Genomic DNA, 22519 nt, shown 5'->3' on the forward strand with positions numbered 1-22519 from the left:
TTGGTGCTATGGAAAAAATCTACCAGTAGGTAGGTATAATTCCCACAACCTCTATTTTTCCTGAACTAGCAAAACCGACTTCACAGGACGCTTGATAGAATTTCCCTCCAAATCAACCTTTCCGTAAAAGGTTTTCCCATTGTAATAAAGCGAAGAGGAACTTCCCCCATCCAGATTCATTGCTTGATCGGCTCTAAGAGTTTTCATCAAATCAGCTAATGCTGGCAAAGATATTCCCGAGTTCGCCGAAGCCGAAGGTTTTTGAGCCACCATAACTAAAATAACGCTGCCATCACGGGTGATACCTACGGCAGTTCTGGCATTGGGTTGGTTGCTGCCAAGGGCATCTCGTTTATTAGCGCTGTCCACAAAGCCCTCTTTTTCCAAGGTGAGTTCTGGTAATAGGCGTGGGCCAGCACCTATAGCATCGACTAACTGACAATCTGCTGGTGGTGACTGATTGTGTAGGGCAATAGAATAGCGGGTAGTTTGCCCACATAAGTAGCGACGGAATTCTGAGCGATTGAATATTTGACCCAAATAAGATTTTAAGTTGGGATTGTTCACCAGCCGCTCGTTTTCTTTGGGATTGGCTATCAACTTTCCTTGTCGGACAACATAAGATGTAGTTTTTTGGTTGGCTGGGTCAAAAAAGCCTGCATTCAAAATAGCTGCGGCTCGATGCTTTTGGGCAAATTCCTCTACAGTGGCTACCTTCTGTGATAGTGCAGGAGTCACCAAAAATTTGCTATTAGCTGGAATCAACACGACGTGAGCGATGCTTTGGGGCAAAGTGCGGTCAAAGTAGCGGATAGTTTTTGGTGGTGAAGTCGCAATAGTGGGTATCGAAGGTGTTGAAAAACGCAAATTAAACCACAACACCATTGCCAAACTAATTAATATCAAAGCCAGTAGTTTGATTTTTCTCACTTTTAAACTCACGTGCGGTTAGCTCAAAAAAGTTGATTTAATCGATTTAATTAAAATACTTTAAGCTGAAAAATAAGCAATTAACTTTAATTATTCCCGATTCGCCCATTTTTTAGGGATTTAGAAAAAACAGATAGTCAAAAGTATACCAAAGGGTATATTCCCAAAAAGACTCAATTAGGTACATATTCGCAATTATGGCTACTGAACCCATAATTACAAACGAAGGAGTCGATGATATACCTATACTTCTAACTCAAACAGAGCGTATGGGCGTACAATCGCTAATCGATCAACACTTCGCGACACACGGAAATTGGCAAGAGAATTTTAAAAAAGTTAAGAGACAATATCTTGCTAGACCTTCTCAACCAGTGTTTACTCGAACTATGTCGCATTTATGCAACGATTAAAATCGCTTTTTACACCAATTTAACTTTAAAATAACTAAATTATCTAGATTCAACATGAATATGAGTAAAATTATCTTCAAAAAATCTCAAAGAATAAAATATGTGCGCTATTGAATTGCAAATTCTAAAACCAGTATTTTGCAATTGTCTACAGAAGTGTTTGCGGCTTTGATAGTTGCTTAAGTTCGGATCAATTGAAATTGTTAACTGCTTATGCGTCCTCGTCAAAAAATTATCGAGATGTTCTCAACCTTCGTTGAGTTAGAAGGAGACAGATTCAGCAAATGGTTGATTGATATCAAACTGCATCGAAATATTCAAAATTGCTTGGGGTCTTCACCATTCGTCCCTAACTCAGAAAATTTTTGGGCATTACATTGGCACAAGTGCTGGCGAGAGGAATCTCATAGCCTTGCTAGAATGCATTTATCTGCTTATTTACAGGAACCAAATTATTGGGCTGCAAAAAAAACAATTGCCAAGTTTACAAATAGTCAACATAGCCTAGCAGATTATTTTCAAATGGCGAATGCTGAAATTGAAACAATTCTCAAAAATTTTAATCTAGAAAAATCCTCTAGCTTAAAAGCCTATGCTACTATGGCAATTCCAAGTCGGCTAAAAGATATTTTACGCCAACGCAAGGAAGCTGATATTTGCACAAATTGGGCATTGTTACGCAAAGTAAGCAAAAAGCAGTTATTAGAAGCTCTTGCTCAAGCTGGATTATCACCTATTCTAATTGCCCAATATCGACTCGCCTGGACTTGTTTCAAAGAACTGTATGTTCAAAACCAACCAGGTGGCACAAAATCACTACCAGAACCAGAACCCCAACTTTGGGAAGCTATTGTCAATCTCTACAACCGCGAACGCCAAAATCAGTTAAATCAACCTACTCCAGAATCCACGAAAGAGAAAATTGAACAGTGGCTAACCCAGGCAGCTATGTACGTGCGTGGTTATCTGTATCCACCTGTTAGTTCTTTAAATTTAGCAATATCAGAAGATGGTTCCACAACAACTTTTGATTTGCCAGATCCATCCTCTGACTCATTAATTGCAGAGATAATAGCCCAAGAGGATGCCCAAAACCAACAAAATCAACAATCTCAGATTGAAGATATTTTGTTAAAAAAGTTACAAACTCTTGAGGTAAAAACTCAGGAAATACTTAAACTTTATTACCAACAGGGGTTAACTCAGCCACAGATTGTAGAACACCTACAAATTAGTCAGCCTACTGTTTCTCGCCGACTGCTCAAAGCCAGAGAATCAATGCTGAAAGCATTAATCCAATGGAGTCAGGATACGCTTAATATTTCTGTAACTTCCAACCTAGTTAATGATATGAGTACCGCTTTGGAAGAATGGTTGAAAGTTAAGTATGGGGAATTTCGCTGAGATTATGAAGGATGAGGTAGTAAAAATGACTTCCGCTTTTACAGAACCGCAGGAATTATTGTTAGAAATATCACCATCATTACAGACAAGTTCTTGGCAAGAAAGCCAAATGTACGCCACACCTAGCAGTCGCTGGCGTGCTTACATAAATCAAATTTGCCTTGATGGGTTTTTGAATTGGGTAAAAGCTGAATATGTTCCAGAAGCAAGTGTCTGGCATAGTTCCCCTGGTATTCCTGCTTTTTGGGAATTTGTCAATGGCACAGCAATTTTGTTAGAGGAAAAGCGAGTCGTTTTAATTCCCAGCGAGGCAATTGACGATCGCGAGTTAGAAATTCCTCAAGAATGGGTAGACATTCCTAGTTGGGCAGCAGATTATTATTTAGCAGTGCAAGTTACAGCAGATGGGGATTGGGTAAGAATTTGGAGCTACATAACTCATAGGGAACTTAAATCACTAGCAGACTATGACCAAGTAGATAGGACTTATTGTATAGATGCACGGCACTTAATTAAAGACTTTAATGCTTTTTGGATGACTTACCAATTTTGTGGAACAGAGGAAATGAAAGGTGCGATCGCTCCACTACCAGAATTATCGAATGTTCAAGCAGAAAATCTTGTGCAACGGTTAGGTAATCCCTCTGTAACATTTCCGAGACTTGCAGTGCCATTTACAACTTGGGGAGTGCTACTAGAGAATGAGCAGTGGCGGCAGCGTTTGTACCAAGAAAGGCTGCAATCTCTACAACAGGTGGTTCCTGAGCGCAGCCGAAGGGCTGCGCCTACACAATTTTCACAAGTACAAGTGAATCTCAGCCGTTGGCTGGAGCAGATTTACGATACTTCTTGGCAAGCTATAGAGACTTTTTTTGAGCCAAACTCCAGTAGCCGAGCTTTTAATTTCCGCACTTCTTCCGGGTTAAATGCTACCGCTATCAAACGCGCCAAACTGATTGACTGGGGAATAGAAATAGAGGCTCAAAAAGTTATTTTATTAGTTGCCTTAATACCAGATCCTAACCTGTTGGTTAGGATTCGCGTGCAACTACATCCAGCTTGTAATCAACCTTACCTACCTGCTAATATCAAACTAGTTTTACTTTCAGATCGAGGGGAAATACTTCAACAAGTACAAGCAAGAACTCAAGATATTTATGTGCAGTTGAAACTTTTTCATGGAGAAGTGGGAGAATGTTTCAGCATCCAGATCGAGCTGAATAATTATCAAATAACAGAAAGCTTCATAATTTAGTTATTAGGAGGCAGCAGTATTAAATTGGTGTTGATTGGGAGCATCCCTAACTGAACTGTACTGAGATATAAGTAGTCCGTCCTTTGCTTGTACTTGTAGTTTGTTCGATAAAGAAAGGCGATTTGAGGGCTGAAATGCTTAAGCAAACGCTGCCTACAGCGGTAAACTACGCAGTATTTTTTCGATACCTTCAAAAGTTTTTAATGCCTCTAGTGATGTATTTTTATACAAAATTGATACGATCTCTTTTGCGGTGGCTTGTAAACGTTGTTTTTCCTCAAAGGTCATAGGTTTAACCCAAATTGGTCTTGTGTAGTATAATGACTACACTTTCCTTTGGTATTTTTGCATAAGTAGAATGCTCTTTGTTGATTAGTCATTAGTTAATCACGAATGGCAAAGTCCACTGAACTTATGAGTAAGCTAGTTGTCTTCAGCTTCTTGGGAGGAGATTTAAATCAAGGGTTTCCTGTTGTCACGGCTCAACTTTGGTGTCACAACCAATTTGTACCCGTGAAATTAACAGGGAGTCTACCGCCAGCCCCAGAACTAAGCGAACTCTACCGCAGATGGAAGTTACTCTACGCAGCAGTTCATCAACGCCTGGATCGTAGCAATCAACGGATAAAAGTACATTCACAAGACATAACCAATATTTCTGTCAATGACTTCGATAAAGTGTGTCAAGAGCTACAAGCAAATATCAATGCTTGGTTGAAATTTGAGTCATTTCAGAATATTGAACGGCAGTTGCGAACTCTACTTAGTCGCCATGATGAAATTAGAGTAATTATTGAAACAAATATAGTTTTATTACATCGCTTGCCTTGGCATCTATGGCATTTTTTTGAAGATTACCCGAAAGCGGAATTAGCTTTGAGCAATCATGAGTATGAATCTCCTCAAGTATTACAAAAATCTCCTACAGGTAAAGTCAAAATTTTGGCAATTCTAGGCAATAGGGTTGGTATTGATATTGAAAAAGACGCCTCTTTGTTACAAGGTTTAACAGATGCCAAAACCACCTTTCTTATAGAACCAACACGGCAAACACTTGACGAATATCTATGGAATCAGGATTGGGATATTCTATTTTTTGCTGGACACAGCACTAGTCTTGCTGACGGAGAAATTGGGGAAATTTGCATCAATCAAACAGAAAGCTTAACAATTTTCCAGTTAAAAAATGGACTTAAGACAGCAATTAGACATGGTTTAAAACTGGCAATTTTTAATTCTTGTGACGGAATTGGTTTAGGACGAAATTTAGCCGATTTAAATATTCCCCAAATGATTGTAATGCGGGAAGGAGTGCCAGATTTAATCGCACAGGAATTTTTAAAAAACTTTCTTACTGCCTTTGCAGATAGCAAACCATTTTACTTGGCTGTGCGAGAAGCGCGAGAAAGACTTCAAGGACTGGAAAATAAATTTCCTTGTGCCAGTTGGTTGCCAGTAATCTGTCAAAATCCTACAACTGTTCCTACTACGTGGCAAGAACTGCGTGGCAATTTTGATAATACTAAATTTGTGGGTAAAGTTTCGACAAAAGGTAAAATTGCGACATCAAAATCTAAATTTTGGAATGTACTACTTAGTACTTTTCTTGTGGCTGTTTCAACGGTAGGTTTGAGATACTTGGGAGTCTTTGAGAAAATCGAACTGCAAACTTTCGATCAAATGCTACGGTTGCGATCTAAGGAAGACCCAGATCCAAGGTTGATAATTGTAGAAATTACTGAAAAAGATATTCAATCACGACAAGACATAACCAAAGGACTGAAATCCATTTCGGATAGTACGTTAGCTAAATTGCTCAACAAATTACAAAAGTATCAACCGCGAGTTGTTGGACTGGATATTTATAGAGACTTTGCTGACCCCCCAAACAAATCAAATCTAATACAACTTCCGACTGAACTTAATAAAGAGAACGTTGTTGTTGTCTGCAAAAGCCGCGATAGTAAATACGATCCCCAAGGTGTTAAACCTCCGAAAGATGTACCTGTAAGACGTCAGGGTTTTACTGATGCAATTAAAGACCCAGATGGTATCGTCCGTCGGCAAATTTTGATGATGGCACAAGAGCCTTCTTCGACTTGTACAACGCCTTATTCGCTCTCATTGCAATTAGTTACTCGTTACTTATCTTATGAAAATATTAAACCTAAATTTAATAAAGATTATGTACAGTTTGGCTCTAAAGTATTTAAACGCTTAAAACCTAATCGCAGTGGTGCCTATCAACAAGGAGTTGATTTAGGCGGAAATCAAATACTTGTCAATTACCGTAATACAGATTATCAGAGAGTTTCCCTTGATGATGTATTGAGTCATAAATTTGATCGTAAATCATTTAAAGATAAGCTAGTTCTCATTGGAGTGACAGCTAATACAGTCAGCGATACTTGGTCAACTCCCTACAGTACTGCACAGCAAGATTACCAAGAGATATCAGGGATATTTATACAAGCACAAATGGTTAGCCAAATTTTGAGTGCAGTTTTAGATCAACGTTCAATTCTTTGGGTTTTGCCTTACTGGGGCGATATTCTTTGGATATGCGGTTGGTCTGTAGTTGGGAGTCTGATTATTTGGTGGGTGCGATCGCTCTTAGATAAGAGATGCGCCATCTTTGTGACAGTTGTCATATTATATGGAGTTTGCGCGATCGCTCTTTTAAAACAAGGGCTATGGTTGCCATTTATTCCTTCTGCCTTTGCCGTGGTTGCAAGCGGTGTTATTGTAGTGTTGATTCAACGCCCTCAAGAATTTTTCACGATTCGACAATCATTAGTTGAGTAATGTCAGACTAGTAAAAATTAAAGGCATAAATTGCTAAAAAGGCGAGGACTTTGATTCAAGAAAGCGAACGTTTACACTTCTCCCCGCCAGACAAAAATCGTCAAATCTAGGTGTTTTCTGCCAATCAACTTTGATTCGTACTGCCGCTACCCGTACTGTTAGTTGACGGCGGGCAATTTCTGGCGGTGGTTCTACAACATATTGCCCAACTTCAACACGACCTGTACCTGCTCTGATTGTCTCTAATCGTCCTCTCCATTGAAAATTACTTGAGTTATTAAGGTTGATTTGGGCTTCTTGTCCAATAACAAGTTTCGACGCATCAGTCTCATTTATAAATGCCTCTATCCAAAGATTCTGACAGTTGAGTAACTGAATAATCGATTTATTAGCTTCAACTATTTCCTGGGGCTGGGAATCAATTGACCAGATCACGCCTGTTGTTGGTGCTAAAACTGAGGCAGTTTGCTGAACCTGCAATTCTTTACTGGTACTAGCTAGTTGTGATTGAATACTCTGGATTTGTTTTTCGAGGTTTCTTTGTTGTTGCTTTAAGTCTGTTAACTCTACCTTAAGTTCGAGAACACGAGTTTCAGGATAGCTTAAGGTGCGAGTTCCTTCTAGCTGAAGTCCGGCTTTCGTTGCTTCTAAGTTGAGTTTGGCTAGCTCAATTCTTGATTGAACTTCCTTGACTACAGCAGATGCTTGCTGCGCTTTTGCAATTTCGTTTTCGGCTTTGGAGATAGTCTCTGCTCCCTCCTTAGCTAAACGAACAAAGCGTTGAGTGTCAGCGATCGCTACTGTTTCTGTAGCTTTTGCTTGAGCTATTTCCCCTTCATATTGTTTTATTTGTTGACGGGCGTAGTTGAGTTGAAGTGTTTTCTGGGTATCAGTTTGTTTTTTAAACAAGTTCATCAATTCAGTGCGATTCCGAATTTGCTGTTTTACCCCAAAGATTTGCTGTTGAATATCCTGTAGCCGAGTTTTCAATTCCTGCTTCTCAATTTTGAGGACTGATACTCGTGGATTTTCGACAGTAGATTTAATTGTGCCGATTTGTGTACCTTTCTCAAGTTTGTTGCTCAACTTAATTTTATCGCTTTTCAACTCTAGTTCACCTGGGATAGATGCCCGCACAAAAATAATTTCACCATTAACAAAAGCTTGTACACTGCGAATTTGAGAAAAGTTGCGTCTTAGCCTAACTCCAATAACAGCCAGACAGCTAAGGACTAGAATCGAAAGGATAATTTTTCCTGAAGCTGTTTTAATTAATTTCATGAAACAAATCGCTTTAAATTTTAGTTATAGCAATCCTAAATCAGATGTGAAAACTTCTCTTTCTTTTGTTGGCGCTCTTGGTAGTTCGTTAATTTTCATAACTCAAATAGGATTGCTATAGTTTTCTAAATACTATTTAGACTATTTAGAAAACCAGCATCCAAACAAGTACAAAACGTAATTTCATTGCTTAAGTAACAAACAAAGCATACAGCAGCCTCAAGAATCCCAGGTAGCTCCATAAGCTGGAATACCTTTTCCCAAACAAGCCTTGACCACCTTTTCAGTAACCGCTTTGTTGGATACACAAAACACAGCTTGCGCCCGAAAATCTCGAACGGCGCCAAGAGCTAGCTGCTCTACATTTGGTCTACCATGCATTCCTGTATCGAAAATATTGCAACGAGGATGAGAGTCAAGCAAAGACCAAAGCTTTTCGCCGTAAGTTTGTTCGTGTTCGTTAGCGATCCATACAATACAAAGTTTGTGACTATTTTCTATCACATGAGGTATGACTGGTGCAATTCCTGCTCCAGTTGCGATTACAACTACTCGTGAATAAGCGTTAATTGAGAACATAAAACCAGGAGGCTTGACTCGACGAACCCATAATCGTTTGGGCAAATTTCCTTTTTCAACTTGCCGAATCAAATTTTTAGTCCAGTCACCTACCGCGCCGATTATTAAATGAATTTCTGATTCGCCCGTTTGTTTGCTGAAACTCGTTCCTGCAACAGAAAAAGAATGCCATTCAATACCATCTAGACTAATTCGAGCAAATGTCCCTACATCAGCCCTACCTGGAAGAGTCACAACTAAAACCCCAACAGATGGACAATCCATCCTAAAATTATCAAAACACTGCACGCTGATCCAAGGCAAAAATATGCTGAAAATCATCAGCGCGATCATGAGTAAAACTGGATTAGTTAATAAAGTTTCTAGAGGATAAGCTTGGTTGAGAGCGATGATAAATTGAAATCTAATTTGATGCAAGACAAGAATACTCAAACAAGACCATCCCAGATAGCGATGGCTGATTTCAAACGTGTCATGGAACTTATGGCGGAATGGGGGAATAGCAGTGATGATAATAATAAATAAAAGTGTTAACAACATACTTGATGTAACGATTGATATAGGATCGCTCTCTGTAGCCATTGATAGAGGATCGCTTGGGTTTCCCAACTGCTGCAATACATCAACAATTAGCCACAGAAAACCCCAAGTAGCACATGAGGCGTGAACGCCACCGATATAATGAACGCCACTATTAAGATAGTATTTGCCATAAACAATCTTTACCGAAGTCCATACTGCCAAACGATACAAGAAATGCAAAATCAGTTCATTACGGACTAAAATAGCTACTAATATATTGCTGACGCTAAAAACTGCCGTTGAAATGTCAGTCAAATATATTGTTTCGTAAAAAATAACTAAAAGTAAAATATTGACGCTAGAAACCAAAATCCACCAAAAAACATGCATATTAAAGTTTTGCATGAGCATAAATCTATCTCTTAATGTCAATATCACAAATCTGTCATTAATCTTGCCTTGCGAAGCAGGAATTGCAGCACAGTTTCTTCGCGGGTAATAATATCAACTCTGCCATCCATACCCAATTGAATTTGACATTTTTTTGTACTGCGACCTAAAGCAAGTTTCTCTGGTTCAATTGTGACTTCGTAAAAAGCACCTACAGCAGTTGCTTTTGGGATAGAGTTCGTATCAGTATCTGCATCATTTTTTTGCGAACTCACAGCATCCGGGGAAATTGCTTTGACAACGCCATTGAGAGTACCATAATCAGGATAAGCACAAGCACTAACTCGCATTTGCACCTTTTGACCGACTTTTATCTTACCTTTTTCTTCAGAACCGACAGCTGCTTTGATAACTAAAGGTGCATGACTAGGAACAATTTGCACAACTTCCTCCCCAGCCCGGAGAGTTTGACCAGGGTTTCTCAAATTGAGCTTGGAAATAATCCCGTCTGCTGTAGCGGTAATAGTAGTTTGCTTCAGGTCAATTTCGACTTGCTTAAATTCGCTAGTATCACGCTCTAATTGTTTTTCCGTTTCAATTTTCTGTTTTATAAGTGCTTGAAGTTCTCTTTCTAAAGATGCTTTGTTTACTTCCCCAGAAGCTTTTTCTTGAGCAATGCGTTCAGTCGCCATTGCTATCTCTGCATTGCTGGGGTTCAGAGCTGCTTGAGCGCGATCGCGTTTAGCAATAGCCCCATTAACAGCTTGTTTTAGCCGTTCATTTGTTTTTTCTTGAGCTTTATAAGTTGCTTTTTGCGCCTGTACAGCTTGTTCTTGTTGTTTCACAGCCAACTGTACTTCTTCAAGTTGATCGCGGGATAATGCCCCTTGTTTGGCGGCACTGTCATATCGGCTCTGCTTTGATGTCGCTGCTCCTAAAGCTGCCTCAGTTGCGTGGAGATTAGCTAATGCTGATTGTAACTGTGCTTGACCTGCATATAATTCTTCTTGAGCCATTTTGACATTGGCTTCTGCTTCTTGAAGTTCAGTGATGCTAGTAATTTTTTTGTCTTGATGAGCGCGATCGCGTCCCTGTAATTCTGCTTTAGCAGAAGCGATAGTCCGATTAGTGCGATCGCTTTCAGCTCGAATTTGACTATTTATTGCATTTATTTGCGGAACAGTTTGAATTAGTTGTAACCTAGCTTGTTGAATATTGGTTTGCAACTGGTTTTTTTTAGTTTGCAGTCGAGAATCATCAATAGTGGCAATTTTATCTCCTTTTTGCAGCGTTTGATTTTCTTTGACGTAAATCTGCATTACCTGTCCTTCTGTCGCCGCCTGTACAATTGGCAATTCACCCGCAGGACGAATGACCGCTTGCCCTTTGACCGTAACTTTATATTTAACCACCGCAGCCACAGGAACAGCTAACGCCAAGGCAAATACGATAAATAGTCCGCCAAATGTAGTCCAACGACTAATTGGTGGGAGAAACTCGTTGTCTTGAACTAAAGGTAAAAAATTTGTTTGAGGGTTACTAATCATAAGTGCTGAGTAGATATAAAATACCCAATAACCATTAACTAATTACGAAGAACTAAAGAAGATTTAAACCCATTATTAGAAGGAGAAATCTCATCAATAAAGCTTAAATGCTCTCCAGGTATATGACGTAATTCTTCTGGAGTTCCTTGAATTTTTAAATATCCATTTTCAAGCAAAACAATCCAATCAGCCCGTTTGATAACTTGAGGACGGTGACTAATCATAATTGTAGTTTTGCCTTGACGGTGAGCAAGTAATCTATTCAAAACTTGGGTTTCACTTACTGGATCGAGAGCGCCTGTCGATTCATCTAAAATTAATATAGGTGGGTCAGTCACAATTGCTCTAGCTATAGCTAATCTCTGCCTTTGTCCGCCAGAAAGATTTGCTCCAAATTCACCTAAAACAGTTTGATATTTATCAGGTAATTTACTAATAAATTCATCTGCACCAGCAATTTTGCAAGCTTTGACTATCTCCTCAAAACTAACGTTGGGATAACTGAAGCGAAAATTTTCAACAATCGAACGGCTCCAAAAATGAGGTTCTTGGGGAACTAATATGATTTGCTGTCGCAAACATTCTAAAGATAAATCTTGCTGGTTGTATAAACCGTAACAAATATTCCCTGATTGGACTTGATATAAACCAGTAATTAATTTGCCAAGAGAACTTTTACCACAGCCTGATTGACCGATTAAAGCTATTACTTGACCACCAGGGATAGTTAAAGAAAAATTTTCTAACAGGTCAGTTCTACCAGCATGATGAAAGTTAACTTGAGAACAAATAATATCTGCGTTTCCAGGAATTTCTGCCCAAGGTTTTTTAAAGTCATTTTCATCTTCTGGGGTAGAATCTATCACTTCTGTCAAGCGTTGAACGACAATTTGAGCAGTGATAAATTGATCGATTAGCCCGACTACTGACGTTAAAAACCCAAGAAAGCTGCCACTCATACCACTGTACGCCAGCAGTTGACCGATGGATAATGTCTGATTGATCACCAAGCTAGAACCGAACCAGAGTATGCCAATACTCGTCAATTTGGAAAGAATACTCGTGACTGTGCTGCTGTAAAGCCCCAATTTCATTGTATCCCAGCCTAAGTTAGCAAGGCGACCAAAATTTGTCTGATACTCTTGCCAAGCTTGAGGAGTTGCTTGGGTGGTTTTGAGGACTTGAACACCGTGAAAGGTTTCGACTAAAAAGCCTTGATTTTCTGTACCTTTAACTATGAGGCTGCGGGTTTTCTGGCGTAAGGCGGGAAGAAAAAGCAGGTTGACTCCTGTGACAATGATAAAGGCAGCGACGGAAGCTAGAGTAAGTTCCCAACTATAGAAAAGCATGAAACCCAAAGAAACCAGAGCCACAAAAAATTGACTGGGTAAACCAAGGACAATTTCGGAAACTAGATTATTGATGGTATGAACATCTGCAATCCGGCTAACGACTTCCCCACTGCGACGAGCTTCAAAATAAGATAGGGGTAAGCGCAACAGTTTTCGGCCGTATTCTAGAATTAGCCCGTATTGCAACCGTTGACCAAAATGACCAATCAGATGAGATTGTACCAAACCAATGGCATTTTGAATTAGGTTCATGGCAATGACGCCAATTGCCACTGTTGTTAGCAGTTGGGTATCTCCCCGCACTAGCACGTCATCGGTGAGGAGTTGCATCATTAAAGGAGAAGCCAGGGACAACAGCCCGATCGCAAAGTTAATGGCGATCGCCTGAATCAGAAGGTTACGATAGGGTAATATCCGGGCAATAAAGCGCCCAAAACCGCCAATTTTATCTTCTGATTGCTCATAAAAGCGGCTGTCGTCTGGCATTAGCAGCAGCATCACACCATCACTCCAACCCGCCATTAACTCTTTTAGGGTGAGATAACGGATACCAACTGCGGGGTCAGAGATAATACATTTTTTCCCCTTCAGCCCGTAAAAGACCACCCAGTGGTAGCCTTTCCAGTGAATGATCGCAGGCAAGGGAACTTCATTTAATTTTTCTAGTACTTGTGCGGTGGCTTGGACTTGACGAGCATGGAATCCCAGGGTTTCTGCTCCCCGCCTTAAACCTAATAGTGTAGTTCCTCGCGTTCCCGTGCCTACAGCTTCTCGCACGCGATTGAGGGCAAAGGTGCGTCCGTAGTGTTTGGCAACAGTAGCTAGGCTTGCAGCACCACAGTCTTCCTCACTGTGTTGGAGAACAACCTGATATCTCATGGTAAAATTAAATATCTATGAAAAAAGTAGGAGCGAAAGCAATCTCGCCCTTAGTAACTGCGAGAAAAAGCGTTACTCAGCTAAAAGCGAAGGTGACAGCGTTTTTTCTCTTTTGATTTTCAGGACTTAAGTTTCAAGAATCACAATAGATGAGATCGGATCGTTGAAAGTGTTAGCTTAACCTACCCGATCCTCCGGAAAGATGTGATTGAATCACTAAAACCGAGACCAATATTTGCATAACGTCCTGGTCCCAAATCGGCAGAAACACCCCGAAATTGAGAATCTGTGTAGAATCTCCAAACACCCTCGTTGACTACAATCGAGGTAATACGGTCATTTACTCTGTCGCCCACATTTCCAGTACCTTCGTTTGTCAGCACTAACAGCTTCCTAAAATTGCTGTCATCGTAGAGTTCCAATGCAGCACCGCCAGAAACAGCAGCAGCAGTTTCATGGGAAAGGTCTTGCACACCTTCGCTGCTGTAAAATAGATAGTTAGTAGGACTCATATTTGATTTTTGAAAAGCTCAGTACAACTAGATATCTATGAAAAAAGTAGGAGCGAAAGCAACCTCGCCCCTAGTAACTGGGAGAAAAAACGTTACTCAGCTAAAAGCGAAGGTGAGAACGTCTTTTCTCTTTTGATTTTCAGGACTTAAGTTTCAAGAATCACAATAGATGAGATCGGATCGTTGAAAGTGTTAGCTTAACCTACCCGATCCTCCGGAAAGATGTGATTGAATCACTAAAACCGAGACCAATATTTGCATAACGTCCTGGTCCCAAATCGGCAGAAACACCCCGAAATTGAGAATCTGTGTAGAATCTCCAAACACCCTCGTTGACTACAATCGAGGTAATACGGTCATTTACGCGCTCGCCCACATTTCCAGTACCATCGTTTGTCTGCACTAACAGCTTCCTAAAATTGCTGTCATTGTAGAGTTCCAATGCAGCACCGCCAGAAATAGCAGCAGCACTTTCATAGGAAAGGTCTTGCACAGCTTCGATACTGTAAAGGTCTTGGGTTTGGTTGTTGATGTTAGACATTGTTTTTCTCCTGAGTTTCAGATTGTGTTTGAAGTGAAGGTAATCGCTTGTTTGCCTTGACTCTAATTCTTAATTGGTAGCAGTGATTAAATTTTATTCACTGTTGGAATGAGAGTTTTTTCCGGTTTACTAACCTAACTGATTTTTAACTAGTAGCAGTGACATGGGTTTATTCACTGTCGGTAATCAGGCGTTTTTGGCTTTCCCTCCTGATTTTTAATAAATAGCAAGCAGTGATTAAATTTCATTCACTGTGGGAATTAGAGTTATTTCCGGCTTGCTAACCTGACTGATTCTTAATAGGTAGTTCAACTCGCAACGTAAAACTTGAAAGGCTATAGTTCCAAGGAAAGCCAGCTTTACACGACACAATATAAGAAAGATATTTTGTCGTTGTTTAAAGTAGACTGTATTACGCTCTGCATAACCCAACATAGTCTAGGCTGTGTTGGGTTTAATTTCGTTCCAACCAACTTTTGAAAACTACTCAAAAAATGAGATTGAGTTGTTGGGAATTCAAAAAGTTAATGTCAGTTCGTTATTATTTAATATTTCTTTTTGCTGACGAGATAACATCATTGAATTCCGGTGGAATGGTAGCATAGTCTCCTGGGTTCAAAATTATACCAACACCACTATAGTTAGCATCTGACCAAAATGTCCATTGCCCAGAAAAGACTTTAATCGATGAGATTTTATCGTTAAAATTATTCAGATCGAAAAGACCGATGTCATCAGAAAAAATAGTTGAGGCAAGTCCTGAGAAATTTGCATCTGTAAATACTTGCGCTGAAGCACCACCTTGAATGGTTGCAGCCTTTTCACAGTTGAGTTCTTGAAAAAGTACATCGTTGTTCATATCTACTCCGTGGTTGTTGATGTTAGACATTGTTTTTCTCCTGAGTTTCAGATTGTGTTTGAACTGAAGGTTAAGCTCGTTTGCCTTAACTCTGATTCTTAATTGGTAGCAGTGAGTAAATTTTATTCACTGTCGGGAATCAGAGTTATTTCCGACTTACTAACCTTCCTGATTCTTAATTGGTAGAAGTGAGATTTGTTTATTCACTATTCAGAATCAGGCGTTTTGGGCTAGTCTGACCTTCTAATTTTTAATTGGTAGCAGTGACATGATTTTATTCACTTGATTCAGCAGTGCCAATTTGGTAATATTCTCTCTTATGCATAAGTTGATTGCCCTGACACCAATACTCAATTAAGGCTTCCAAGCTAAATTTCCTTTTCTATAGGAGAGTGCAATGTCTTTTAGAACTGCGCCAAACTGGTTACAAGGTCTAGGAATTGCCATTGTCAGTGCGATCGCTTTATATGCAAATATCTCAGTTGCCCAAATCACCCCAGACGGCACTCTGCCAAATAATTCCAACGTCACATTAGAGAACAACACCTTTAAAATCACCGGAGGAAGTCAAGCAAGGGGTAATCTCTTCCATAGCTTTAAAGATTTTTCTGTTCCTTCTGGCTTGGAGGCATTTTTTAACAATGCTGCAAATATTCAAAACATTATTAGCCGAGTCACAGGAAATTCTATCTCTAATATTGATGGTTTAATCCGAGCTAACGGCACAGCTAACCTCTTTCTAATTAATCCCAATGGTATTATCTTTCGTGAAAATGCTCGGTTAAATATTGGTGGTTCATTTTTTGCCACATCTGCCAATAGTATGAAATTTGCTGATGGATTTGAATTTAGTGCAAAAAATCCTCAATCTACACCTTTGTTAACTATTAATGTCCCTATTGGTTTGCAATTCGGGAGCAATGCTGGAAATGTTTCGGTAGAAAGGTCTAATCTACAGGTAAATCCTGCTAAAAGTTTAATACTTGTTGGCGGCAATGTGAGCATCGATGGTGGTCAGCTTGTAGCTCCTTCGGGAAGTGTGGAGTTGGGGGGAGTAGCAGGAGAAAACACCGTTGGACTTTTTTCTAACGGGGATTTTCTTGGTTTGAATTTTCCCCAAGGAGTGCCACAAGCTGATGTATCTCTCACCAATCAAGCTGAAGTGAATGTACTTGCAAGTAGTGGTGGTAGTATTGCTGTCAATGCAGCAAATTTGAATATATCGGAGGGAAGCCAACTGATAACAGGAATTTCAGGCGTTGGTTCATCCAAAACTCAGGCGCGAGATATTAAAATTAATGCCACTGGGATAGTTGCGATCGCAAACAGCAGCAATATTTCCAATCAAGTGCTAGAGAACGCTGTGGGTAATAGTGGAAATATTAATATCAATGCTGATTCACTTTCTCTAAGCAATAACTCTTTTCTAGCAGCCAGTACCAAAGGACAGGGAAATGCAGGCAACGTCACTATCAATACAAACTCGCTTTCTGTTTTTAAAGACTCTTACTTAGCAGCCAGCGCCAATGGAGAAAACGGAGATGCTGGAAATATAAATATTAATGCCCGCGATCGCGTATCGTTTGATCTGGGAGGTCAAGCATATAGCAATGTGACGACCAGAGGCAAGGGAGGCGACATCAACATTAGTACAGAATTACTTACCGTAACCAATAGTTCTAAGCTGAATGCTAGCACTTCAGGAGTAGGAGATGCGGGTAATATCACCTTCAGCACAGGATCATTTTCCGTAACAAATAACTCTCAAGTGACTACCAGTACTTCGGAAGTGGGAAATGCAGGCAATATAACCATCAATACAAACTCGCTTTTTGTCACTAATGAATCTTTTTTAGCAGCCAGCGCCAATGGAGAAAATGGAGATGCTGGAAATATAAATATTAATGCCCGCGATCTCGTTTCCTTCGAGAATGGAGCCAAAGTATATACTGATGTAAATCAAGCTTCTTTTAGTGATACCACAGAAGTAAAAGGTAATGGAGGCGATATCAAAATTACCAGCGGCTCGCTTTCTCTAATGAATGGCGCTCAATTCATTTCCAACACCCAAGGTGAAGGGAATGCAGGCAATATAACCATCGATACTGGCGCACTTACTGTGACTAATGAATCTTTCTTAGCAGCCAGCGCCAATGGAGAAAACGGAGATGCTGGGAATATCACTATTAATGCCCGCGATCGCGTATTGTTTGATCTGGGAGGTCAAGCATATAGCAATGTGACGACCAGAGGCAAGGGAGGCGACATCAACATTAGTACAGAATTACTTACCATAACCAATAGTTCTAAGCTGACTGCCAGCACTTCGGGAGTGGGAAATGCAGGCAATATAACCATCAATACAAACTCGCTTTTTGCAACTAATGAATCTTTCTTAGCTGCCAGCGCCAATGGACGGGGAAATGCTGGGAATATCACTATTGATGCCCGCGATATCGTTTCCTTTGATTATGGAGCCAAAGTATATACTGATGTAAATCAGGTTTTTTTCAGTGCTACCACAGAAGCAGAAGGTAAGGGAGGCGACATCAAAATTAGCAGTGGGTCGCTTTCTTTAACGAATGGCGCTCAATTAATTTCCAACACCCAAGGTGAAGGGAATGCAGGCAATATAACCATCGATACTGGCGCACTTACTGTGACTAATGAATCTTTCTTAGCAGCCAGCGCCAATGGAGAAAACGGAGATGCTGGGAATATCACTATTAATGCCCGCGATCGCGTATTGTTTGATCGAGGTAGCGCATTCAGCAACGTTGGCATCTGCTCATTAATTGCCGTTGGCTGCACCCTAAGTAATAACACGATAAAAGGCAATGGAGGCAATATTAGGATCAATGCGCCATCTCTCCAATTAATAAATGGCTCTTTTTTAGCTACTGGAGTGGGTGACAACAATAATTTGGACAAGAAAGTAGAGGGAAATGCTGGCAAGATATCAATCCATCTCAGGGATGGTTTATCTCTAGACCAGAGCTTTATCACGACTACACTTTTTGCTAATGGGAAGGGCGAAGCCGGAGATATTGATATCCAAGCAGGATTTGTCTCTTCTTATCAATCTTTGATATCTGCTAGCACTCAAGGACAAGGAAATGCTGGCGGGATTTCTGTGCAGACTATGGGTGCAATTTCCCTGGCCGACAGTGATATCTCTACTGCCGTACGAAAAGGGGCAACTGGAGATGCTCAAGGGATTAACATCACAGCCCAATCGCTCTTATTAACAGATGGCGCTCAACTGAATACAGTCACATCTGGAGAAGGAAAAGCTGGTAATATCCTCATCAATACAACAGATAAAGTTAGTGTATCTGGGACTAATACAACAGTAGCTCCCACCGACCTTTTTCAAAACAATATTCCACCCAGATTCAATTCTCCTCCACAGTTCGTAGATGCAGTATCGAGCGGCATCTTTTCTAGCACCAATTCCTCTGGAGTTGGCGGCAATATAACAGTGAATACAAATACATTTAGTATTTCCAAGGGCGCGGTTGTAGATGCCCGAACTACAGCCAGTGGAACAGGGGGAGCAATTAATATCAATACGAATACAATTGATGCAATATCGGGTGGACAACTAACTGCCATCACATCTGGTAGTGGGCGTGCGGGTAGCATCACTCTTAATGCTACTGACAGTGCGACAATCACAGACAGCGATCCAACTTACTCGGCTCGACTTGCTCAATTCGTTGCTGACAATATCGACATATATGGCAAACCGAAAGTAGGCAATCAAGGTGCAGCCAGTGGACTAACTGTGAGCAGTCTTGGTTTGGGAAGTGCAGGCGATCTCACAGTACAGGCTAACTCTATCCGTCTTGACAACAGCGCAAAAATAAGCGCTGACACTACAGGAGGAGGTGGAAATATCTTTCTCAACTCGCCTCTACTATTATTACGTCGAGGTAGCAGCATAACCACTAACGCCAGTGGTGATGATATCACTGGTGGTAACATCACAATTGATAACAAAAATGGCTTCATCGTTGCTGTTCCCAATGAAAATAGCGACATTAGAGCAGATTCTGCGAAATTCCGTGGCGGGAATGTCACTATCAAAAATATTGCAGGGATCTTTGGTATCCAGTCCCGAAATGAGCCTTCTCCAAACACAAACGATATTACCGCAAAAGGTGCAACTCCTGATTTAAGCGGCAATGTGCAAATCAACACACCTGATGTAAATCCTAGTAACGGCTTAGTCGAACTCGCAATTAATCTAGTTGATGCTTCTAGGCAAATTTCCAATGCCTGCGCTCCTGGAACTCAGCAATTCCAAAATACATTTGTCGCAACAGGACGCGGCGGACTACTCATCAATCCTACTGAACCATTACAAGATTTAAGTACTCTATCAGGTTGGGTGAGATTGAAAACACAACCAGAAAACTTGGCACACACAGCGACTCAGCCACAACCAACAGCATCAACTACTCCTAAAATTGCTGCTACAATTCCGATTGTGGAAGCTTCTGGCTGGGTAATCGATCGCAACGGAAACATAGAATTAGTAGCACTTCCTCAACTCAACCCCCACAGCCTTTGGCAAACACCTGCTTCCTGTCCTGTATCTCAGGGAGGTGTGAAATATGGCAAAATTCCAGCTGCCAAAGCGAGCCGTTAGATTTGCGGTAACTCCTGTAGTCCTATTTACTATTGCTATTTTTTTGACTATTATCCCTAGCACATTTGCTAAACAACTCTACACAAATTCAGCAAACGGGTTTCACATTCAAATCAATAAACCCCCAGTTACAACGCCACAGCAACTTCTTGAGCAAGGAGAAGCACTTTATCAAACTGGGCGCTTTACTGAAGCTGTAATTATTTTACAACAAGCTGTCCGTACCTATCAACGAGAACGCAATAACCCTGCACAAGCCGCAGCGCTGACTAACCTTTCTGTTGTGTATCAGCAACTCGGCTTGTGGAAAGAAGCTGATGCAACTATCGACAATAGCTTAAATTTACTTGGCTGGGATGAGATAAATCAAAAGTTAAATGTCAATAATCCCAAATCTGAATTGTTAGAAATTCTTGCACAAACTCTCAATATTCAGGGCGAATTGCAACTAGCACTGGGACAAACTGATGCATCTTTGCAAACATCACAACAAGCAGAGCAAATCTGGAAGAAATTAGATGATAATGCTGGAGTAGCGCGCAGCCGGATTAACCAAGCACAAGCCTTACGAGTTGCTGGTTTTTACCGCCGTAGCTTAGATATATTGAATGAAGTATCCCAAGAATTAATTTCCCAATCTGACTCACTTGTAAAAGTAACAGCTTTGCGATCGCTTGGCAATGTTTTACAACAATTAGGCGAACTTGAGTTATCCCAGAAAAACTTACAACAAAGCTTAGAAATCGCTCAACGTCTGCAACTGCCTCTAGAAATTAGCTTGGCAGAATTTAGCCTCGGTAACACTGCTAGGTCGTTAAGTAATATTGAAGATGCGATCGCTCATTATGAAAATGCTGCCAAAATTGCACCAAACCCTCTGGCCAAAGTTCAATCCCTAATTAATCAGCTGAGTTTGCTGGTCGAAAACGAACGCATCACTGAGGCAAAGTCATTAATACCCACAATTCAAGCTCAAATCCCTAATCTGCCTACCAATCAAGCTGGTATTTATGCACGGATCAATTTTGCTCAGACTTTGACCACAATTAGTAACAAAAAAGACATTGCAGAAATTCTGGCAACTAGCGTTCAACAAGCCAAAATTATCGGCGATGAACGTGCCGAATCTTATGCTCTGGGCAGCTTGGGAGAAGTTTACGAGCAGAACCAACAATTGCAAGAAGCACAAGATTTGACCCAGCAAGCATTATTTATGGCTCAAAAAATTGATGCCTCAGATATAGCTTATCGCCTTGAGTGGCAGTTAGGACGCTTACTCAAAGCACAGGGAAATATCCCAGCCGCCATATCTGCTTATGATCTTGCTGTAACAACTCTTCAGTCTCTTCGCAACGATTTAGTTGCGGTTAATCGAGAGGTACAGTTCAATTTTCGCGATCGCATAGAACCTCTTTATCGCCAGTCTGTAGAGTTGATTTTACAAGAGAAAGGACAAGGAAAACCAGATTTAGATAAAGCACGTCAGCGAATTGAAGCCTTGCAAGTTGCAGAACTCGACAATTTTTTCCGAGAAGCTTGCTTGAGCAATCAATTTGTGATGTTGGACAAAATAGTAGACCGCGACAACCCGTATACTGCTATTTTCTACCCGATTATTCTAGATAACCATTTAGAAATTATTATCAAACTTCCCGAACAAGCGTTAATACATAAAACTTCTAAAGTCAACCGTCAGCAATTAGAGCAAGTTATTACAAAAATACGAGAGACAATAGTCGAACCCGATGCTAATCAGAAATTTAAAGCAGTTTCTCAACAGCTTTATAATTGGTTAATCAAACCAGTTGAAACAGACCTTAAAAATAGTAAAGTTAATACTCTAGTCTTTATTCCAGATGGTTTGCTGCGAAATCTCCCGATGTCTGCATTGTATGATGGCAGAGAATATTTAGTCCAAAAATACTCTGTAGCTATTAGCCCCGGACTGCAACTATTTACTCCCAAACCTTTAGCACACAAAAAATTAAATGCCCTGGTTGGAGGACTATCACAACCACCCAAAAATGAAAAGTTTGCACCACTTCCCAACGTTAAGGTTGAACTGAAATTAATTCAGGAATCAGGCGTATCAACAACTACATTATTGGATGAAAATTTTACCAGTACAAATTTAGCAAAAACTATCAACGCTCAACCTTTTAGAGTTGTTCACTTGGCAACTCATGGGCAATTTAGCTCTAAAGCAAAAGACACTTTTATCCTAGCAGCTGATGGACGCATCAATGTGAGTGAATTAGATAGTTTGCTCAAAAGTAGAGAGCAAAAACGAACAGAACCAGTTGAATTACTTGTTTTGAGTGCTTGCGAAACAGCAACAGGCGATAACCGAGCTGCATTAGGATTAGCAGGAGTTGCCCTGCGTGCTGGTGCGCGGAGTACTTTAGCCTCACTATGGCAAATTGGCGATAACTCTACAGCTTTATTTATTGAGGAATTTTACCGCCAGTTAGTGGCTGGTAAAACTACGGCAGAAGCTTTACGCTTTGCCCAATTAAAATTACTTCAAGCTTCTGAATATAACCGTGCGATGTACTGGGCACCCTACGTTATAGTTGGTAATTGGTTGTAAAAATAT

The 22519-nt window shown here is 40.4% G+C and carries 14 protein-coding genes; 5 read left to right on the plus strand and 9 right to left on the minus strand.

Features of this window, described 5'->3' with window-relative positions; translation table 11 throughout:
• Nucleotides 1–51: 51 nt before the first annotated feature.
• Nucleotides 52–930 (minus strand): phosphodiester glycosidase family protein, encoded by an 879-nt coding sequence (locus tag RMY27_RS09730; protein ID WP_322662643.1) that lies wholly within the window; start codon nt 928–930, stop codon nt 52–54.
• A 626-nt stretch (nt 931–1556) separates the two neighbouring features.
• On the opposite strand from RMY27_RS09730, the gene RMY27_RS09735 reads away from it, so the two are divergent.
• Nucleotides 1557–2747 carry a sigma-70 family RNA polymerase sigma factor gene (locus RMY27_RS09735; RefSeq protein ID WP_322662645.1) on the plus strand — a complete coding sequence of 397 codons (1191 nt, stop codon included), beginning with the start codon at nt 1557–1559 and terminating at the stop codon, nt 2745–2747.
• A gap of 25 nt (nt 2748–2772) precedes the next feature.
• Complete coding sequence (locus tag RMY27_RS09740; protein ID WP_322662647.1) at nt 2773–4002, plus strand: DUF1822 family protein; 1230 nt, start codon at nt 2773–2775, stop codon at nt 4000–4002.
• A 153-nt stretch (nt 4003–4155) separates the two neighbouring features.
• On the opposite strand, the gene RMY27_RS09745 is transcribed toward RMY27_RS09740, so the two are convergent.
• A complete protein-coding gene (locus tag RMY27_RS09745) occupies nt 4156–4290 on the minus strand; it encodes a hypothetical protein (protein WP_322662648.1) in 135 nt (44 codons plus the stop codon).
• Between the two features lie 126 nt (nt 4291–4416).
• Between RMY27_RS09745 and RMY27_RS09750 the strand changes: the two genes are divergently transcribed.
• The gene (locus RMY27_RS09750; RefSeq protein ID WP_322662650.1) at nt 4417–6807 is read left to right on the plus strand and encodes a CHASE2 domain-containing protein; all 2391 of its coding nucleotides are present in this window, start codon (nt 4417–4419) and stop codon (nt 6805–6807) included.
• 33 nt (nt 6808–6840) lie between these two features.
• Here RMY27_RS09750 and RMY27_RS09755 read toward each other — a convergent pair whose 3' ends face one another.
• From RMY27_RS09755 to RMY27_RS09785, 7 genes are all read right to left on the minus strand, one after another.
• Entirely contained in the window at nt 6841–8088 is a 1248-nt protein-coding gene (locus RMY27_RS09755; protein WP_322662652.1) for an HlyD family secretion protein, read from the minus strand.
• A 219-nt stretch (nt 8089–8307) separates the two neighbouring features.
• Nucleotides 8308–9504 carry a hypothetical protein gene (locus RMY27_RS09760; RefSeq protein WP_322662654.1) on the minus strand — a complete coding sequence of 399 codons (1197 nt, stop codon included), beginning with the start codon at nt 9502–9504 and terminating at the stop codon, nt 8308–8310.
• A gap of 119 nt (nt 9505–9623) precedes the next feature.
• Complete coding sequence (locus RMY27_RS09765) at nt 9624–11126, minus strand: HlyD family efflux transporter periplasmic adaptor subunit (RefSeq protein WP_322662656.1); 1503 nt, start codon at nt 11124–11126, stop codon at nt 9624–9626.
• A 38-nt stretch (nt 11127–11164) separates the two neighbouring features.
• On the minus strand, nt 11165–13357 hold the full coding sequence (locus RMY27_RS09770) for a peptidase domain-containing ABC transporter (protein ID WP_322662658.1): 2193 nt from the start codon (nt 13355–13357) through the stop codon (nt 11165–11167).
• 182 nt (nt 13358–13539) lie between these two features.
• Nucleotides 13540–13869, minus strand: coding sequence for a beta/gamma crystallin-related protein (locus tag RMY27_RS09775; RefSeq protein WP_322662660.1), 330 nt, complete (start codon nt 13867–13869; stop codon nt 13540–13542).
• Between the two features lie 202 nt (nt 13870–14071).
• Nucleotides 14072–14410: a beta/gamma crystallin-related protein gene (locus RMY27_RS09780; protein ID WP_322662662.1), complete on the minus strand. Its 339-nt coding sequence runs from the start codon at nt 14408–14410 to the stop codon at nt 14072–14074.
• Between the two features lie 541 nt (nt 14411–14951).
• Nucleotides 14952–15299 (minus strand): beta/gamma crystallin-related protein, encoded by a 348-nt coding sequence (locus tag RMY27_RS09785; RefSeq protein ID WP_322662664.1) that lies wholly within the window; start codon nt 15297–15299, stop codon nt 14952–14954.
• A 367-nt stretch (nt 15300–15666) separates the two neighbouring features.
• On the opposite strand from RMY27_RS09785, the gene RMY27_RS09790 reads away from it, so the two are divergent.
• Together RMY27_RS09790 and RMY27_RS09795 are read left to right on the plus strand one after the other, a co-directional pair.
• Complete coding sequence (locus RMY27_RS09790) at nt 15667–19923, plus strand: filamentous hemagglutinin N-terminal domain-containing protein (RefSeq protein ID WP_322662666.1); 4257 nt, start codon at nt 15667–15669, stop codon at nt 19921–19923.
• Nucleotides 19889–22513 (plus strand): CHAT domain-containing protein, encoded by a 2625-nt coding sequence (locus RMY27_RS09795; protein WP_322662668.1) that lies wholly within the window; start codon nt 19889–19891, stop codon nt 22511–22513. The genes RMY27_RS09790 and RMY27_RS09795 overlap by 35 nt, the downstream gene beginning before the upstream one ends.
• Nucleotides 22514–22519 lie beyond the last annotated feature (6 nt).

This window comes from Nostoc sp. DedQUE09 (assembly GCF_034530915.1).
GTDB lineage: Bacteria > Cyanobacteriota > Cyanobacteriia > Cyanobacteriales > Nostocaceae > Nostoc.

What these genes read in the sequence shown, in the direction of transcription:
- RMY27_RS09735 (WP_322662645.1), top strand. Translation starts at nt 1,557, where the DNA reads ATGCGTCCTCGTCAAAAAATTATCGAGATGTTCTCAACCTTCGTTGAG.
- RMY27_RS09740 (WP_322662647.1), top strand. Translation starts at nt 2,773, where the DNA reads ATGACTTCCGCTTTTACAGAACCGCAGGAATTATTGTTAGAAATATCA.
- RMY27_RS09745 (WP_322662648.1), bottom strand. Translation starts at nt 4,290, where the DNA reads ATGACCTTTGAGGAAAAACAACGTTTACAAGCCACCGCAAAAGAGATC.
- RMY27_RS09750 (WP_322662650.1), top strand. Translation starts at nt 4,417, where the DNA reads ATGAGTAAGCTAGTTGTCTTCAGCTTCTTGGGAGGAGATTTAAATCAA.
- RMY27_RS09755 (WP_322662652.1), bottom strand. Translation starts at nt 8,088, where the DNA reads ATGAAATTAATTAAAACAGCTTCAGGAAAAATTATCCTTTCGATTCTA.
- RMY27_RS09765 (WP_322662656.1), bottom strand. Translation starts at nt 11,126, where the DNA reads ATGATTAGTAACCCTCAAACAAATTTTTTACCTTTAGTTCAAGACAAC.
- RMY27_RS09770 (WP_322662658.1), bottom strand. Translation starts at nt 13,357, where the DNA reads ATGAGATATCAGGTTGTTCTCCAACACAGTGAGGAAGACTGTGGTGCT.
- RMY27_RS09775 (WP_322662660.1), bottom strand. Translation starts at nt 13,869, where the DNA reads ATGAGTCCTACTAACTATCTATTTTACAGCAGCGAAGGTGTGCAAGAC.
- RMY27_RS09780 (WP_322662662.1), bottom strand. Translation starts at nt 14,410, where the DNA reads ATGTCTAACATCAACAACCAAACCCAAGACCTTTACAGTATCGAAGCT.
- RMY27_RS09785 (WP_322662664.1), bottom strand. Translation starts at nt 15,299, where the DNA reads ATGTCTAACATCAACAACCACGGAGTAGATATGAACAACGATGTACTT.
- RMY27_RS09790 (WP_322662666.1), top strand. Translation starts at nt 15,667, where the DNA reads ATGTCTTTTAGAACTGCGCCAAACTGGTTACAAGGTCTAGGAATTGCC.
- RMY27_RS09795 (WP_322662668.1), top strand. Translation starts at nt 19,889, where the DNA reads ATGGCAAAATTCCAGCTGCCAAAGCGAGCCGTTAGATTTGCGGTAACT.